Annotated in this window: 16 protein-coding genes and 2 rRNA genes (1 of these 18 cut by a window edge); 14 read left to right on the top strand and 4 right to left on the bottom strand. The window is 45.7% G+C overall.

Going from position 1 to position 14,753, the window contains the following annotated elements; translation table 11 throughout:
* The 13 genes from ACKU35_RS15860 to ACKU35_RS15800 form a co-directional block, all read left to right on the top strand.
* Positions 1–1,751, top strand: a 23S ribosomal RNA gene (locus ACKU35_RS15860); it begins 1,185 nt to the left of the window's first position.
* Positions 1,752–1,835: 84 nt separating this feature from the next.
* Positions 1,836–1,950 (top strand): 5S ribosomal RNA (gene rrf / locus ACKU35_RS15855).
* A gap of 419 nt (positions 1,951–2,369) precedes the next feature.
* A complete protein-coding gene (locus ACKU35_RS15850; protein WP_319760707.1) occupies positions 2,370–2,579 on the top strand; it encodes a hypothetical protein in 210 nt (69 codons plus the stop codon).
* Complete coding sequence (locus ACKU35_RS15845) at positions 2,576–2,962, top strand: holin family protein (RefSeq protein ID WP_319760705.1); 387 nt, start codon at positions 2,576–2,578, stop codon at positions 2,960–2,962. Before ACKU35_RS15850 ends, ACKU35_RS15845 begins: the two co-directional genes overlap by 4 nt.
* Positions 2,959–3,168 carry a hypothetical protein gene (locus ACKU35_RS15840; protein ID WP_319760703.1) on the top strand — a complete coding sequence of 70 codons (210 nt, stop codon included), beginning with the start codon at positions 2,959–2,961 and terminating at the stop codon, positions 3,166–3,168. Before ACKU35_RS15845 ends, ACKU35_RS15840 begins: the two co-directional genes overlap by 4 nt.
* 347 nt (positions 3,169–3,515) lie before the next feature.
* Positions 3,516–3,794 carry a hypothetical protein gene (locus ACKU35_RS15835; RefSeq protein WP_319760701.1) on the top strand — a complete coding sequence of 93 codons (279 nt, stop codon included), beginning with the start codon at positions 3,516–3,518 and terminating at the stop codon, positions 3,792–3,794.
* The gene (locus ACKU35_RS15830) at positions 3,763–5,304 is read left to right on the top strand and encodes a hypothetical protein (RefSeq protein ID WP_319760699.1); all 1,542 of its coding nucleotides are present in this window, start codon (positions 3,763–3,765) and stop codon (positions 5,302–5,304) included. The genes ACKU35_RS15835 and ACKU35_RS15830 overlap by 32 nt, the downstream gene beginning before the upstream one ends.
* Positions 5,304–5,894 (top strand): GNAT family N-acetyltransferase, encoded by a 591-nt coding sequence (locus tag ACKU35_RS15825; RefSeq protein WP_319760697.1) that lies wholly within the window; start codon positions 5,304–5,306, stop codon positions 5,892–5,894. The genes ACKU35_RS15830 and ACKU35_RS15825 overlap by 1 nt, the downstream gene beginning before the upstream one ends.
* A gap of 2 nt (positions 5,895–5,896) precedes the next feature.
* Positions 5,897–6,157: a hypothetical protein gene (locus tag ACKU35_RS15820; RefSeq protein ID WP_319760695.1), complete on the top strand. Its 261-nt coding sequence runs from the start codon at positions 5,897–5,899 to the stop codon at positions 6,155–6,157.
* Between the two features lie 9 nt (positions 6,158–6,166).
* Positions 6,167–6,646 carry an aminobutyrate aminotransferase gene (locus tag ACKU35_RS15815; RefSeq protein WP_319760693.1) on the top strand — a complete coding sequence of 160 codons (480 nt, stop codon included), beginning with the start codon at positions 6,167–6,169 and terminating at the stop codon, positions 6,644–6,646.
* Positions 6,643–6,756 carry a Com family DNA-binding transcriptional regulator gene (locus tag ACKU35_RS15810; protein WP_319760692.1) on the top strand — a complete coding sequence of 38 codons (114 nt, stop codon included), beginning with the start codon at positions 6,643–6,645 and terminating at the stop codon, positions 6,754–6,756. The genes ACKU35_RS15815 and ACKU35_RS15810 overlap by 4 nt, the downstream gene beginning before the upstream one ends.
* Positions 6,757–6,799: 43 nt before the next feature.
* Positions 6,800–8,467 carry a portal protein gene (locus ACKU35_RS15805; RefSeq protein ID WP_319760690.1) on the top strand — a complete coding sequence of 556 codons (1,668 nt, stop codon included), beginning with the start codon at positions 6,800–6,802 and terminating at the stop codon, positions 8,465–8,467.
* A gap of 280 nt (positions 8,468–8,747) precedes the next feature.
* The gene (locus ACKU35_RS15800) at positions 8,748–9,434 is read left to right on the top strand and encodes a hypothetical protein (protein ID WP_319760688.1); all 687 of its coding nucleotides are present in this window, start codon (positions 8,748–8,750) and stop codon (positions 9,432–9,434) included.
* On the opposite strand, the gene ACKU35_RS15795 is transcribed toward ACKU35_RS15800, so the two are convergent.
* The 4 genes from ACKU35_RS15795 to ACKU35_RS15780 all read right to left on the bottom strand — a co-directional run bounded on the left by ACKU35_RS15795 (position 9,431) and on the right by ACKU35_RS15780 (position 12,322).
* Positions 9,431–9,820, bottom strand: coding sequence for a hypothetical protein (locus ACKU35_RS15795; protein WP_319760686.1), 390 nt, complete (start codon positions 9,818–9,820; stop codon positions 9,431–9,433). The genes ACKU35_RS15800 and ACKU35_RS15795 overlap by 4 nt on opposite strands.
* Before the next feature lie 97 nt (positions 9,821–9,917).
* Positions 9,918–10,697, bottom strand: a complete 780-nt coding sequence (locus ACKU35_RS15790; protein ID WP_319760684.1) for a DUF4198 domain-containing protein — start codon at positions 10,695–10,697, stop codon at positions 9,918–9,920.
* A 225-nt stretch (positions 10,698–10,922) separates the two neighbouring features.
* Complete coding sequence (locus ACKU35_RS15785) at positions 10,923–11,723, bottom strand: hypothetical protein (protein WP_319760682.1); 801 nt, start codon at positions 11,721–11,723, stop codon at positions 10,923–10,925.
* On the bottom strand, positions 11,705–12,322 hold the full coding sequence (locus tag ACKU35_RS15780) for a TetR family transcriptional regulator (protein WP_319760680.1): 618 nt from the start codon (positions 12,320–12,322) through the stop codon (positions 11,705–11,707). Before ACKU35_RS15780 ends, ACKU35_RS15785 begins: the two co-directional genes overlap by 19 nt.
* Positions 12,323–12,870: 548 nt before the next feature.
* Between ACKU35_RS15780 and ACKU35_RS15775 the strand changes: the two genes are divergently transcribed.
* The gene (locus ACKU35_RS15775; RefSeq protein ID WP_319760678.1) at positions 12,871–14,673 is read left to right on the top strand and encodes a methyl-accepting chemotaxis protein; all 1,803 of its coding nucleotides are present in this window, start codon (positions 12,871–12,873) and stop codon (positions 14,671–14,673) included.
* Positions 14,674–14,753 lie beyond the last annotated feature (80 nt).

Below are 14,753 nucleotides of genomic sequence, written 5' to 3'. Positions count from 1 at the left end.
GGTACCGAAGCTACGGGATGCGACTAGTTCGCATCGGTAGGAGAGCGTTCTCAGATGGGATGAAGGTGAATCGGAAGGTTTGCTGGACTAATGAGAAGTGATTATGCTGGCATGAGTAACGATAAAACAAGTGAGAAACTTGTTCGCCGTAAGACTAAGGTTTCCTGGGTAAAGCTAATCTTCCCAGGGTTAGTCGGTCCCTAAGGCGAGGCCGAAAGGCGTAGTCGATGGAAAACGGGTTAATATTCCCGTACCAGCAAATGTGTGCGATGGAGGGACGCAGTAGGATAGCTCAGCCGGCTGTTGGATATGCCGGTGTAAGCACGTAGGCTTGAGTCATAGGCAAATCCGTGACTCTTTAAGGCCGAGATGCGATGCCGTAACTTTACGTTTGAAGTGAGTGATTCCAGACTGCCTAGAAAATCTTCTAAGTTTAGCATTTGTTGACCGTACCGCAAACCAACACAGGTAGTCGGGTCGAGTAGACCAAGGCGCTTGAGAGAACTCTGGTTAAGGAACTCGGCAAAATGATCCCGTAAGTTAGCGAGAAGGGATGCTCCAGACGGTGAAGTTATTTACTCTCCGAGCTGTTTGGAGCCGCAGAGAATCGGGGGGGGCGACTGTTTACTAAAAACATAGGTCTCTGCTAAGTCGTAAGACGATGTATAGGGACTGACGCCTGCCCGGTGCTGGAAGGTTAAAAGGAGGTGTTAGACTTCGGTCGAAGCTCCGAATTGAAGCCCCAGTAAACGGCGGCCGTAACTATAACGGTCCTAAGGTAGCGAAATTCCTTGTCGGGTAAGTTCCGACCTGCACGAATGGCGTAACGATCTCCCCACTGTCTCAACCAGAGACTCAGTGAAATTGAATTACCGGTGAAAATGCCGGTTACCCGCGGTAAGACGGAAAGACCCTGTGCACCTTTACTATAGCTTGACATTGGGTTTAGGACTATCATGTGTAGGATAGGTGGGAGGCTTTGAAGCCGGCACGCTAGTGTCGGTGGAGCCAACCTTGAAATACCACCCTTGATAGTTTTGAATTCTAATCCAACGCCGTTATCCGGCTTGGAGACAGTGTCTGGTGGGTAGTTTGACTGGGGCGGTCGCCTCCCAAAAAGTAACGGAGGCTTGCAAAGGTTCCCTCAGGCTGATTGGAAACCAGCCGTTGAGTGCAAAGGCATAAGGGAGCTTGACTGTAAGAGAGACATCTCGAGCAGGAACGAAAGTTGGTCTTAGTGATCCGGTGGTCCCGCATGGAAGGGCCATCGCTCATAGGATAAAAGGTACGCCGGGGATAACAGGCTGATCGCGCCCAAGAGTTCACATCGACGGCGCGGTTTGGCACCTCGATGTCGGCTCATCACATCCTGGGGCTGAAGCAGGTCCCAAGGGTTCGGCTGTTCGCCGATTAAAGTGGTACGCGAGCTGGGTTTAAAACGTCGTGAGACAGTTTGGTCCCTATCTACCGTGGGCGTAGGATAATTGAAGAGGGTCTGTCCCTAGTACGAGAGGACCGGGGTGGACGAACCTATGGTGTTCCTGTTGTCACGCCAGTGGCATTGCAGGGTAGCTAAGTTCGGAAGGGATAACCGCTGAAAGCATCTAAGCGGGAAGCCTGCCTCAAGATAAGTTATCCCTATGCTTTAGCATCTAAAGATTCCAGGTAGACCACCTGGTTGATAGGCCGGAGGTGTAAGTGTGGCAACACATTCAGCTGACCGGTACTAATAAATCGTGCGACTTATTTTTCTTCTCTTCCCTTAACTTTAACTAAGTTAAGGTAATTCTTCTCTATTAAAACCATATATTTTGCTCATCGAAGCAAGCAAATTTGCTTGCGACCACTGAGGAGAGGTCACACCCGACCCCATTCCGAACTCGGAAGTTAAGCTCTCCATCGCCGATGATACTGCTAGGTAGCTAGTGGGAAAGTAGGTCGTCGCAAGCTTTTATTTCAAAGCCCCCTTGTTAACTCAAGGGGGCTTTCTTGCGTCTGACGATTAAATGGAAAATATACTGGTCTACAGCCGCATAGATGATCTGTCGCTTGTGGGATCTATCCTGTGAAATAGACTCGGGTGACTACATCTTCTGAGCTGGGGATGAAAATATTCTGCTGAGATCAATGAGGAGCTCATGTTGCTTAGGGATTGATGTTGAAGGTGTTGAAGAATTTTTGTGTGCGGTACGCCTACTTAATACTTAATCTTAAAAAAATATTATTTGCAATTTTTAGAAATCCTCTTCGGTTTAATCCGGAGAGGATTTTTTTTTGTCTTAATTTTGAAAAAGTTCTCAGGGCGGACCCGAGTCATCTGACTCAGGTCCGCCCTGCCAATTATCTTATAGGTAAAGGAGGACGAAATAATGAAAGAAATTAAGGCAGAAACTCTCGCCGCGCTTTATCCGCTGGAAACGAGGCGAACAATCAAAAATTATGCATCGTTTATTGATGATCACCCCGAATGGTTGGAATTCGGGAACTCATTGATCGATTATAAACGTCTGAAAATGCGCCCTACTTACAGCTACTCAGGTGGTCAAGGCCATAGGGGCATAGTTGAGGTGACGAAATGATCGGTTCAATTCTCGATTTAGGTTCGACTATAATCGACAAAATCTGGCCCGACGCCGGTGAGCGCGAAAAGGCCAAACTGCGTCTCATGGAACTGCAGAATAAGGGAGAGCTCGCAGACCTTGAGGCACGTGTACAAGTTATGCTCGCGGAATTGTCCGGAAACTGGTTGCAGCGTTCATGGCGACCTATCCTGATGCTGACCATTATTGCAATCGTTGCAAATAATTATCTCGTTTATCCGTACCTAACTTTGTTCTGGGACAAGGCACCCAGCCTTGAATTGCCTATGCAGCTTTGGTCGCTGATGGAACTTGGTCTTGGAGGATATGTTGTCGGGCGTAGTGCCGAAAAAGTTGCAAAAACATGGAGTGGAAAAAAATGACCGATGAAAGGAGTGAATTACAGGATCTGCTGATCCGCATAGATGAACGCGTGAAATCTATTCAGGAGGATATTGCTGAAATTAACGGAGCACGGCGTTGTCATACTCATGCCGAAAAATTTCGTAACCTTGAAAGGGCCGTTTGGGGCACTGCTGCTGTAGTCGCCGGGGTAGCCGGACGAGTTGTTTATGAGGCGTTCAAATGATGAGTTCGCTCAGAATTGCGGAGGCTTCAACATTTATAGGTAGCATATTCAATGGTGAAAGTTGTGACCGCTGTGGACGAATGGATGCGTTGGAACCATTCAGATTTAAAATTGTATTTAAGGGCATTAGTTTTATTCGCGAAGAAAGACTTTGCAGCAAATGTATCAGCAAAGTTAATCAACGAGTTTGTATTTCAAAAAAAGAAATAGAGCATTAGTCATGATGACCTTCTTGCAAGAAAATTCGTCAGCGGCCAATCAAATAACAGGACACTGTGTGGGTATGTTGTGGACTGATAAAAGCGCTCCGCGCATTAATTTAACATGGAATTTGGAGCTAGTAAAAAATGACGAAAAATGAAGTCATTAAAAAACAGAAAGAGGAGCTGGATCGGTTCCGGGAGGTTTTCGCGCTGGCAGTAGAGGGAGATGATTCCGATATGGTCAAAGATCTGAAGGCCAAACTAGATATCATGCATAAACGGCACGATATGGAACGCAAAGCCTGGGGTATAGGAGACATCAAAAAGGAGGGTACAGCAAAAGGTGCTAACAAAAACTGCGCCATCAGCCCGGAGCTAAGGGAGAAACTTGATGAAGTTTATGGATCTGGACAACGCAAATAAATGGTATGCTGAAATTTTGCGCGAAGCTGAAAAGCGCAAACAGGCCTTACAGGTTATGGCCGAACTCGGACGCAGTGATTTATTTTTTCTGCTGACTCGTTTGCTTGGGCGCGGCGATGCGAATCGTGAATGGGTTTTCGAGCGCTGTCGTGAAGTGCAGGCTAACCCCGATGGGCATCTCGATCTCTGGTCACGTGAACACTATAAGTCGACCATCATCACTTTTGCCCTGACAATTCAGGATATTTTACGCGACCCGGAAGTCTCCGTCGGAATTTTCAGTCACACCCGGCCGGTAGCAAAGGGTTTTCTGCGCCAGATTAAACAGGAATTCGAGCGCAATGAATTGCTTAAACAATGTTACCCCGATGTGCTCTGGGCCAATCCGAAAAAGGATTCTCCTAAATGGTCGGAAGAAGACGGGATAATCGTCAAACGAAAATCCAATCCGAAGGAGGCCACGGTCGAGGCTTGGGGACTGGTGGACGGACAACCTACCGGTAAACATTTTTCCCGGCTGATATATGATGATGTTGTGACTCGCGAATCAGTTTCATCCCCGGATATGATCTTCAAGACGACTGAAGCCTGGGCGCTGTCTGTGAACCTCGGTACCCGTGAAGGGATTAAACGCTATATCGGCACACGTTATCATTTTAACGATACTTACCGCGAAATTATGAGACGGAATGCCGCCATACCACGTGTTTATCCTGCGACAGCAGATGGAACCATGGACGGCGAGCCGGTATTGCTGACGAAAGAGCAGTTGCAGACCAAACGTCGCGAAATGGGACCTTATGTGTTCGGCTGCCAGATGATGCAGGATCCGCGCGCTGATGATGTGCAGGGGTTCCGTGAGGAATGGCTTAGCAGGTGGGATCCGCATGATCTTAAAGGAAATACACGTTGGCAGAATTTCAACCGCTATCTTCTGGTGGACCCGGCCAGTGAAAAGAAATCCGGCAGTGACTATACGGTCATGCTGGTTGTAGGGCTGGGACCGGACCGGAATTATTACCTCATAGACGGCATCCGTGACAGGCTCAATCTTACGGAGCGGGCAAGGGCATTGTTTCGCCTGCATCGATCATATTCACCTTTGGCTGTCGGGTATGAAAAGTACGGACAACAGGCTGATGTTGAGCACATGCAGTATGTGATGAATGAGCAGAATTACCGCTTTCCCATAGTTCCGCTGGGCGGAAATGTGCCTAAGACAGACCGTATTCGCAAGCTGGTTCCGCTGTTTGAACAGTCTCGGTTTTACCTTCCGTGGCAGGCCAGGTTTATGGATCATCAAGGCCGCGAACGTGACCTCGTACGTGAGTTTATTGATGATGAATATCTCGCTTTTCCGGTGGCTCCGCATGATGACATGCTGGATTGTATGGCTCGAATTCTGGACCCGTCTTTGGGGGTAGTTTTTCCTAAGCCGCAGCATGTGCTTGAACAGCAGCAGGAGATTCAGGGACTGATGGATTATGACATTTTTACTGGAGCGGTCTGATGTACGGATTTGAGGTTGAAGGAGGTTTTACCTTCTATAAATTCAGGGATCTTGACGGTCACGATTACCTTACGGAAGGGCATTTGCGCTGGTTTTGGGAAATCATGCGCGAAGCCGGGCATCTCCCGGTTATTTTTTATGACGGAACAATTGAATCTTTTCAAGACTTTAAAGGGTTGGTGCATCGGGAGGACCAGCATTTCTTTTTCGCATTCAAGGATAGGCAGCCTGCAGGATTGTTTTGGCTGAACGGCTTTTCTCCTAAATCGTGTTTCGTGCATATCGCTACTATGCCCTGTTTTCATGGGCAGGGAACTTTACAGATGGGGCGCGGCGGATTGCGACATTTGTTGTCAGTAACTGACGTGGCAGGAGATTATATATTTGACTGTATAAAAGGACTGATTCCGGTGACCAATCCTCTGGCCTGTCGAATGGCGGAAAAGTCCGGTTTCAGTAAAGTGGGAATTCTTCCTCGGGCCGCTTATCTGGCAGCGGAAGATAAAAGTGTGGACGCCGCTATTTTTTGTGCGGTGAGGAATAATTCGGACCAAGTGTCCAAAACAGAAATTTTTAGCAAAGGAGAATGATTATGGGAGGCGGAGGAGGAAAAGCACCTTCAGCACCAGTTACACCACCACCGGCACCACCGGTGACCCCGGCCCCAGAGCCGCCGAAGATGGAAGACATCGGTAAGAGTGAACAGGAACTTAAAGCAAAGAAAATGCGCGAGATGCAACGTTTGAAAAAAGGGCGCAGCGCAACCGTTTTGACCAGCGGGCAGGGTGATACCGGGCAGTTGGCAACAGCTACTCAGAACTTAAAGGCTCAAAAAACGAAACTGGGGCAGTAGGAGAAGAGCATGGCAAATTATTACAGACCTGAGCTGGCTAAGGCAAAGGAAGGGCAGTCTAAGGTTTGGTTCGACAACGGATCCCCCGGTTTTAACGGGTATTTTAAATGGTATCGCTTCAACTACGGTACAAATCCTACTTCAAACTCGAAAGGATTGAATGCTCCGGCTGACTGGCGTGCTCCGGATGATTGGACCTTTTCCGGTCAAACCGGTCATTGGTACACACCGACTGAGATGCGCAATGCCGGCTACAGCAAGATTGAGGGAGAGTGGTTGCATCCAAATGACATTCGCAAACGTGAAATTGACCGTCAGAATGCGGAGTTCGATGCAAAAGTGGCACTTCGCAAAAAGACTGAGGGAAGAATGAGGCAGGTACATGCGTTAGGTCGTACGAAAACCATTTTGACCGGGCCGGAAGGGGTTATGTCCAAGGCCAAGATCAGCCAGGAAATTTTGAAACGTTCCAAAGGAGTAATGAAATGATTGAGTATCGCTGCCCGGTATGTCGCAGGCTTTTGCTGAAAGGTAAAATCATAGAGGTTCAGGTAAAATGCCCTAAATGTAAAAAAATTGTCCGCATTGCCGGAGAGTAGAAAGTGTCGGGGTCGGTAAAGCAAAAGGTAAATAAGAAATTATATGAAAGATATTGAAAAAAATAAATATTTAAGAAGATTACAGGGTTTGCGTCAGGAACGCAGCTCGTGGGAATCGCATTGGCAGGAAATCAGCGATTACATCCTGCCCCGTAAGGGAATTTATGCCGGACACCGTCCCAATGACGGACGTACAAGATCCGGTAAAATTATTGATTCAACAGCAACCAGATCTTTGCGAATTCTGGCGGCAGGGTTGCAGGGAGGACTTACTTCTCCGGCGAGGCCGTGGTTCAGGCTGGGGATTTCCGATCGAGATCTTGCCCGTCATAAGTCGGTGCGGGAGTGGGTTTCCAAGGTGGAAAATACCATGTATCGCGCTTTGGCCCGCAGTAATTTTTATTCCTGCATACATTCGTTGTATACGGAGCTGTCCGGTTTCGGAACAGGAATTCTCTATTGTGAACCGGACGATGAGCGTGGGATTCGTTTTCGTACTCTAACCGCTGGGGAATATTGTCTGGCAACTGATGCACAAGGGCGTGTTGATTCCGTTTATCGGGAATTTAAAATGACCGCACGCCAGATCGAGAGTAGATTCGGCAGAGAAAATCTCCCTGCTTCAGTGCTTACCAGTTTAAATGTAAACCGTGATTCCTGGTTCGATGTGCTGCACGTTGTTCAGCCGCGCGCTGAGTTCGATGTGGACCGTATGGATATCATGAACATGCCTTATGAATCAGTCTTCCTGCTTAACGGGCATGGCGGGCACGTGCTTTCCGAGAGTGGGTTTGTGGAAAATCCATACATGGCCCCCCGCTGGGATACGGCGGCGATGGATGTGTACGGGCGCTCTCCGGCCATGGATGTTCTGGCCGATGTTAAAATGCTCATGGAGATGAGTAAAAGTCAGATTCAGGCTGTTCATTTGACTTTAAGGCCACCTATGAAGGTTCCTTCCATGTACTCAAGGCGGTTGAACTTGTTACCCGGTGGACAGAATCCGGTGGAGCAGAATCAGCAGGATTCTGTCTCACCGCTTTATCAGGTGCGACCGGACCTTGCCGGTGTGAGCAACAAAATTCAGGACGTTCGTACCGCTATCCGTGAAGGTTTTTACAATGACATCTTTATGATGATGGCCGGTTCCAATCGTAGGACAATAACTGCCGCCGAGGTTGCAGAACGGCACGAGGAAAAACTGATCCAGCTCGGTCCGGTAATCGAGCGTCAGCATACCGAGTTGCTTGATCCTTTGCTAGACAGGGTTTTCGGCATTCTGCATCGTGCCGGGCAGTTGCCTGAGCCTCCTTCTGTACTTGAAGGATCAGATCTTAAAATTGATTACATTTCCGTCCTCGCGCAGGCACAGAAGATGGTCGGAACCCAGTCTCTTTTGTCGCTGGCTAGTTTTGTTGGTGATCTGGCGCAGGCTAATCCCGAAGTGCTTGATAAAGTGGACATGGACCGGGCTGTGGATGACTACGCGGAACTTATCGGGGTGCCTACCGGTATTGTCCGTTCCGGCGATGAAGTGGAAAAATTCCGTAACACGCGCCGTGAAATGGCAATGAAACAGCAGCAGTTGCAGCAGAGTTTACAGGCTGCTTCATTAGGGTCAGGTATAATAAAAGATATTTCGCAATCCGGCCTAACCCCGGCTCAGATGCAGGAGGTGGTCAGTCAGGCAGGACAGGTAATGCAGGAATAATTTAAGAAAGCGGAGTCGTAGAGGCTCCGCTTTCGTTTTAATTGCACAGAAGATAGCCACATCTATATGTAAACTCAGAGGGTATTGTTCATCGATATTTTTGGATTGGAATTCGGAAAATTCGTACTTATTTTGTTCTGATTTGTATTCCGTTTGAGTTATTTGATGTTTACTTATATCTGTCTCGTGTGTTGATCTGCTTGACTTTTTTAGATTATTTGTGCTTTCTGAGATGGGAAGTTGATCACTGGTATTATTTTTAGCGTGAAAGGATTCTTACATGTTGATTTTGACCGATTTAACGAGATTTAATGATAGCGATAATGTTTGTATGGCCTTGCTGGATGAGGATAACTGTATATGTTATCGCCCCCTGCCATATGAAAATCTTGCTTTTGTAGAGTTTAGGAATATTCGCCCGGGCATTATTGTTTCCGCCGATGTTGTCCCCAGTGAGGATGCAAACTACCCGCATGTCGAGGATTGTAAATTTGAAAATGATGTCTGGCTGGATTGCGTGGACGAGGATTCATTTAAAGATCTTCTTGAACGTAGTGCAGTCGATTCCATAAATGAAGCCTTTGAAGGCATAGTTACCCCCAAAAACAGGTGTGTACCTGTGGAGTCTCCTTGCTCCCACTCCATTCGGACTATCCGAGTTGAACCTAAATCCGTAAGTGTTTCAGTCATCCATTCGAGTGGAGAGATGAAGCTGAGACTTGGTTTTACTGATAAGTCCGGTGTACAGTACAGGCACACACCCATCGCTGATCTCTGTTTTCATCGTATGGCTATGAAGTATGTACTTCAAGACCGTCTTGATGAACTCAGCGCTCTCCTCGCCGGGGGGCATGAAGTATACATCCGTGCAGGCTTGAGCAGACTTTATGAAAGTAAGAATGGCAAACAGGGGTTCTGGATGCAAGCCAACGGTGTGTATATTTTCCCCGGTTATTATTGTCTCTAATCTTTATGTAAGCGCCTAATTTTCTTTTTACGGATGTAACTTGCGGCAAGACAAAGATTGAAAATAAGGCTTATGCCCAGCAGGACTTTTATGCTCATGGATGCCTGCAACGGATCTTTTATAGTTTGGGCGGTAAGATCTTTTTTTTCAGATTCGGCAACATTTACAGTGAAAATAAGTTTGTGACCGAGTCCTCCGTCGACCTCAATTTTCCATATTCCGGGCTTGTCCGGCAGAAATGAGAAAATTCCATTTCTGTCTGTCCGGCCGTTTTGAAATTCTATATCTGCGTTATCAGGGGCGTAGATAAGCACTTCACCGTAGGCAATGGGCGAACCATTTGAAAAACCGGATTTAAACGTAACAGCAGCTGAATTCTCTACCATTTCGTAAGAAACCCCGTGAGCCCAGGCAACATTACCACTATATAAAATGCCGACCGCGATAAGAATCACGGCCGGTAATATTTTTCTATACATCATTTTATTTTACTTCAAAGACCAGCACAGAACGCATCACGTGGCTGTTATAATCAGCTGTGGGGACAGCATCAGTATGCTGTACGCGGACCATCCATGTTCCGGGTGCAGTAATTTTCAGTTTGGTTATTCCATTACCGTATGGTTCGGTAATGTATGCGAAGGTGTTAGGGGTCAGGCTGAAGCCGTCATAAGTGGCAACCATGTTTTCAACTGAAGCAGGCTTGCCGTCCAGTAAGGTCTGAAATTCAATTTCGTCACCTACTTTGGCTTGGGTTGGATCGCTCAGCGGCATAATTTCCAGACGCTGTCCCAAGACTTTATTAAAGTTGCCGTCAGGTTTACCCACGGTGATCAAAGTCTTACAGAATTTTTCATATTTTCCGCTTTTGATAACACCTTTTAATCCTTTTTTGGATTGCTGTTTCCAGCCCTTAGTGGTCTGGGTCCAAATCATGCCGTTACGATGCCCGGCAATGATGGCGGTTCCTTCAGTTTCCGGTTTAAGTTGACCATCTAAAGTCATGAGCATTTTGTTTTCATTAAGTTTCAGCGGTGTGGTCTTATCTGCTGTTACCAGTTTTGCTTCAACCTGATCAATGGGCTCCATTTCTTCACTTATCATGAACACATGGGCAGAAACCACACTGAAGGGTACTACGTGGTTTTTTTCGACATCAAGTTGTACAGGCTTGATTATGAATTCATGTGCAAATGCAGTTGAGCATAGCAGAACTGTGAAGATGCAGGACAAAAGCAGCGCAAACGGTTTATTGAATTTCATGACAATCTCCAATTAAGATTTTAAAAATTAACTTCGATTTGTGTTACTTATGCTAAAAAGATGTGTCAATGTTAAAATTATATTTAAATTAATTTACGTAGGAATCCTTAAAATTGCATATAGTGGTAGTAAAATGTCAGGAGTAAATATAAAATGACTCCAAAAAAAATCTCTCCCCGGTGCGTACCGGAGAGAGATTTTCATATTGGATATTTCTGCTGGTATCTAGAATTTAACGTATAGACGAAGACCGGACATATAGAACTTGTTTTTCGGTTCCATGTAGGTTCCGGTGCTTACTGTGTCTTTCTCCGAGTCTTCAATGTTCCAGTATCGGAAGTATGGCTCCATTCCCAGCGCGTAGGCATCAAAATCATACTCAAGAAAGGCGGAGACGCGCGCTCCACCGCCGGAAGCAAATTCTTGAGTGTTGTTGACGTCTTCATAGTTTGAACCAACATCCGAGAGTTTGCTTTTGACTTTCCCGCCAAGCAGCAGGCTGCCTTCGAGCGTTCCGCCGATAGACCAGCCCTCATTGAGCTTCGTAACTAAATTTACCCCTACAGGCATGTAGAGTTGTGTGATCTGGCGTTCATAGCCGCCAGTCGTTTTGATGTCGTCATTCCAGTAGCGTGCGCCGATACCTATGTATGGAGTGATTCCGGTGCGTCCGAAATCAAAACCCTTTCCTACGGTGGCTCTTCCGCTGATGAAATAGTCGTCAGTATCACATTTTAATGGTGTCCCATCACTGTATTTTCCGTTGTAGCTTAGCGAGCCAGCCAGTCCTTCCAGTTCGGCATTAAGCATAATGTTGTACTGCGAAAAGTATCCTGTCCACGAAGCGAATCCACCGTTGAGAATACCTTTCTCGTGCATCATGTTCGGTTCATCGTAGTACATATACATACCTTCATAACCGAGCTTGAATTCACTGGAAGGAAACAGTTCATTCTCCGCCGCAAAAGCGGAATTGGAAATAAACAACAGGGCGAGAATCAGTATTATTAATTTGTTTTTAAACATGAGTACATAAACATTTCGATTAAAGATTCTGCTTCCCCGTGGATATCTACTTCATCCGGGAAAAACTGGGAATACTGGGCCAACCCGAGAAGGATGGAAAAGTACTGGGCTGCGGCAACACTAGGTTTCAACTCATCACGGAATACTCCGTCCTGCTGTCCTTGTGCAATTATCTTTTCAGTTTTTTTTATAAATTTGTATTCATACTCACGGAATTTCATCTTGAATGGCATCAGCTCTTCAGACCATTCAGTCTTGTTGAACATGATCCCGAAAGCTGCGCGGAAATTTTCTTCGGTACCTGCGTGCCTTATCCAGACCTGCATAAGGCTTGAAAGCATTTCCTTGGGATTGAGTTTTTCTTCAAATTTATTAAAAAGTAGATCGCGTACAGGCATAAACGCATAATCAAAAAGTTTACCAAAGAGATCTGTTTTATTTTTAAAATGCCAGTATACGGCTCCACGGGTAACTCCAGCATCCTGAGCAATATCCTGCAGCGTGGTTTTGGCATATCCTTTTTCGTTGAATACCTTGAATGCAGAGGCCAGCAGAGCCTGCCGTGTTTTTTCTGCCTCTTCTTTGGTTTTTCTTGCCATAGCGGTTCCTGTTTATCTTGTCCTGTTTATTAAAAAATCTGTTAATCTCATTTTCCTACATTTTGAGGATGGAAAAGTCCAGTTGTGTATGTAGAAGGAATGTATAACCAAGCAATTTTTATATTTTTCCATGGGATATAGTCTCGGGACTGAAGAATTGAACACGCCGTCGTGATTACTAATGTCTACAAAAGGTGCCTTTTGCAGTCGTCTTGCGATAACGGTTTTAATTGACGGTTGTTATGAAATTCAATATCATTTATGATGCATTAGTTATACATTCAATTTTAAGAGTGACTATTTAAGAACCGCAGCAAAGGACGGCTTAGATCTGTTCCCTATATTATATCTGTAAGCATGCAAGTGTGTTGCAAAGTGACTATAGTTTTGCTGAATTGTTGCGTTTTGGTAAGGAATAGGGTGTTGCTAATTTATAATTGAATAGTTGAACAGTTTGTTTGAAACTTCTGTCTTTCAAGTAAGAATGTATTAAGATTACCTGCCTTTATTAATCAAAATTTATATGGTTTAAAAATAAGGAGAAAATAGTGAACAATTTTTCCATCAGGAAAAAACTGGCGCTTCTGATATGCATAGCTGTGTTAACGGCAGTGGCAACCATCGCCATTAGTCTTTACGGGTCACTGAATCAAGAAGAAGAACAATCCAGTAAGACCGAAACGGTTATGCTTGACGCGCAGAAAACAAAAATCAAGGTCGCTGTATCCTCAATGGCCAATGCCCTGGCCAGTGCAGTTGAAGGAATAACTGACGAGCAGGAAAAAGTTGAGCGGATTAGAGCTTTAATCAAAAATGCTTTTTTTGAAAAAGACCGCTCTGGATACTATTTTGTTTACAGTGGAACAGTAAACGTTGCACATCCTGTTAAATCTAATTTACAAGGTAAAGATCTCAGTAACTTAAAGGGTAAGGACGGAGTCTATTCCGTTCGAGAACTTGCTCGGACTGCTGAGGCCGGCGGTGGTTTTGTCCATTTCACATGGAGTAAGCCCGGTGTTGGAGATTCGGTGCCGAAACTTGGGTACGCGGCCATGATTCCGGGAACAAAATATTGGATTGGAACCGGAGTATATATCGATAATATTTCCAAGATGGTTTCAAAAGTTCAGCAGGAGATGCATGATACCGAAATGAAAATTCTGCTCTTTGAAGTGGGGGTATCTGCATGTTTCATCCTGCTGATCCTATTGCCCGTGGCTTTGTACATATCCAGAAGTATTGTCAATCCTGTACTCGAAATCGAGGAGGCAGCCCGTAAAATATCCTCTGGAAATTTTGATATTTCTTTGAAAGTCAGCGGTAAAAACGAAATCGGCAAGTTGCAGGTGGCATTGCTCGCAATGGCAAAATCATTAAAAGAGAATATTGCTGAAATTACTGCCAAAGAGGAGGAAGCTGAGCAAAAGGCGACTGAAGCCATGCGGGCCAGTGCGGAGGCGAAGACTGCGCACGAGCTGGCTGAACATAAGACCTCTGAATTGCTTGATGCTGCCGCAAAGATTGATAATGTCGTTGATTCTATTTCTTCCGCTTCAGATAATCTCATGGTTCAGATTGAGCAATGCAGCACCGGAGCCGAGGATCAGGCAGGGCGTGTAGGTGAAACCGCCAGCGCGATGGAAGAGATGAACGCATCGGTACTGGAAGTAGCTCATAGCGCGTCTGAAGCAGCTGAAATGGTTGATAAGGCCAAGGATATGGCGGGCAAAGGTGCGGAGATAGTTTACAGGGCTGTTGCTGGAATTGAAGATATTTCCACTCAATCAGAAAAATTGAAAACAGATATGTCTTATCTTGGTGAACAGGCCGAGGGTATCGGTGATATTATTAATGTTATTAATGACATTGCTGATCAGACCAATCTATTGGCACTGAATGCCGCGATTGAAGCTGCCAGAGCAGGTGAAGCCGGGAGAGGTTTTGCGGTTGTCGCTGATGAGGTGCGTAAATTGGCTGAAAAGACAATGAGCGCCACGAGTGATGTCGTTAATGTCGTTAAGGTTATTCAGGATGAAGCCCGTAAAAATATCAATAACACGGTCAATTCTGTAGAGGACATTTCTCGCGTAACGACGATGGCTAATGAAGCAGGAGATTCTCTGCGAGAAATTGTAAATCTGGTAAATGATGCCACTACTCAGGTTCAGTCAATTGCCACCGCAGCAGAGCAACAAAGTTCTGCAAGTGAAGAAATCAACAGAAGCATTTCTGAAATAAGCGGTATTTCAACTCAAACTTCTCAGGCAATGAATATGTCCAAAACTGTTGTTATAGATCTGACTGGAACTATAAAGACTCTGAGCAGTATGACAGAGAGGATGAAAGGCTGATGCCGTCGACTGATTCTATTCATGGATTATAAATGATTGAGTGATAGTTCTAGAAGCTATCGTATAAGATTTAAAAAGCC

The organism is Maridesulfovibrio sp., assembly GCF_963676065.1.
In the GTDB taxonomy this organism is placed as follows: Bacteria; Desulfobacterota; Desulfovibrionia; order Desulfovibrionales; family Desulfovibrionaceae; genus Maridesulfovibrio.
This window is presented reverse-complemented; position numbering and strand designations above follow the sequence as displayed.

What these genes read in the sequence shown, in the direction of transcription:
- ACKU35_RS15795 (WP_319760686.1), bottom strand. Translation starts at nt 9,820, where the DNA reads ATGGTAGAGAATTCAGCTGCTGTTACGTTTAAATCCGGTTTTTCAAAT.
- ACKU35_RS15820 (WP_319760695.1), top strand. Translation starts at nt 5,897, where the DNA reads ATGGGAGGCGGAGGAGGAAAAGCACCTTCAGCACCAGTTACACCACCA.
- ACKU35_RS15830 (WP_319760699.1), top strand. Translation starts at nt 3,763, where the DNA reads ATGAAGTTTATGGATCTGGACAACGCAAATAAATGGTATGCTGAAATT.
- ACKU35_RS15790 (WP_319760684.1), bottom strand. Translation starts at nt 10,697, where the DNA reads ATGAAATTCAATAAACCGTTTGCGCTGCTTTTGTCCTGCATCTTCACA.
- ACKU35_RS15785 (WP_319760682.1), bottom strand. Translation starts at nt 11,723, where the DNA reads ATGTTTAAAAACAAATTAATAATACTGATTCTCGCCCTGTTGTTTATT.
- ACKU35_RS15835 (WP_319760701.1), top strand. Translation starts at nt 3,516, where the DNA reads ATGACGAAAAATGAAGTCATTAAAAAACAGAAAGAGGAGCTGGATCGG.
- ACKU35_RS15845 (WP_319760705.1), top strand. Translation starts at nt 2,576, where the DNA reads ATGATCGGTTCAATTCTCGATTTAGGTTCGACTATAATCGACAAAATC.
- ACKU35_RS15805 (WP_319760690.1), top strand. Translation starts at nt 6,800, where the DNA reads ATGAAAGATATTGAAAAAAATAAATATTTAAGAAGATTACAGGGTTTG.
- ACKU35_RS15840 (WP_319760703.1), top strand. Translation starts at nt 2,959, where the DNA reads ATGACCGATGAAAGGAGTGAATTACAGGATCTGCTGATCCGCATAGAT.
- ACKU35_RS15850 (WP_319760707.1), top strand. Translation starts at nt 2,370, where the DNA reads ATGAAAGAAATTAAGGCAGAAACTCTCGCCGCGCTTTATCCGCTGGAA.
- ACKU35_RS15815 (WP_319760693.1), top strand. Translation starts at nt 6,167, where the DNA reads ATGGCAAATTATTACAGACCTGAGCTGGCTAAGGCAAAGGAAGGGCAG.
- ACKU35_RS15810 (WP_319760692.1), top strand. Translation starts at nt 6,643, where the DNA reads ATGATTGAGTATCGCTGCCCGGTATGTCGCAGGCTTTTGCTGAAAGGT.
- ACKU35_RS15780 (WP_319760680.1), bottom strand. Translation starts at nt 12,322, where the DNA reads ATGGCAAGAAAAACCAAAGAAGAGGCAGAAAAAACACGGCAGGCTCTG.
- ACKU35_RS15825 (WP_319760697.1), top strand. Translation starts at nt 5,304, where the DNA reads ATGTACGGATTTGAGGTTGAAGGAGGTTTTACCTTCTATAAATTCAGG.
- ACKU35_RS15800 (WP_319760688.1), top strand. Translation starts at nt 8,748, where the DNA reads ATGTTGATTTTGACCGATTTAACGAGATTTAATGATAGCGATAATGTT.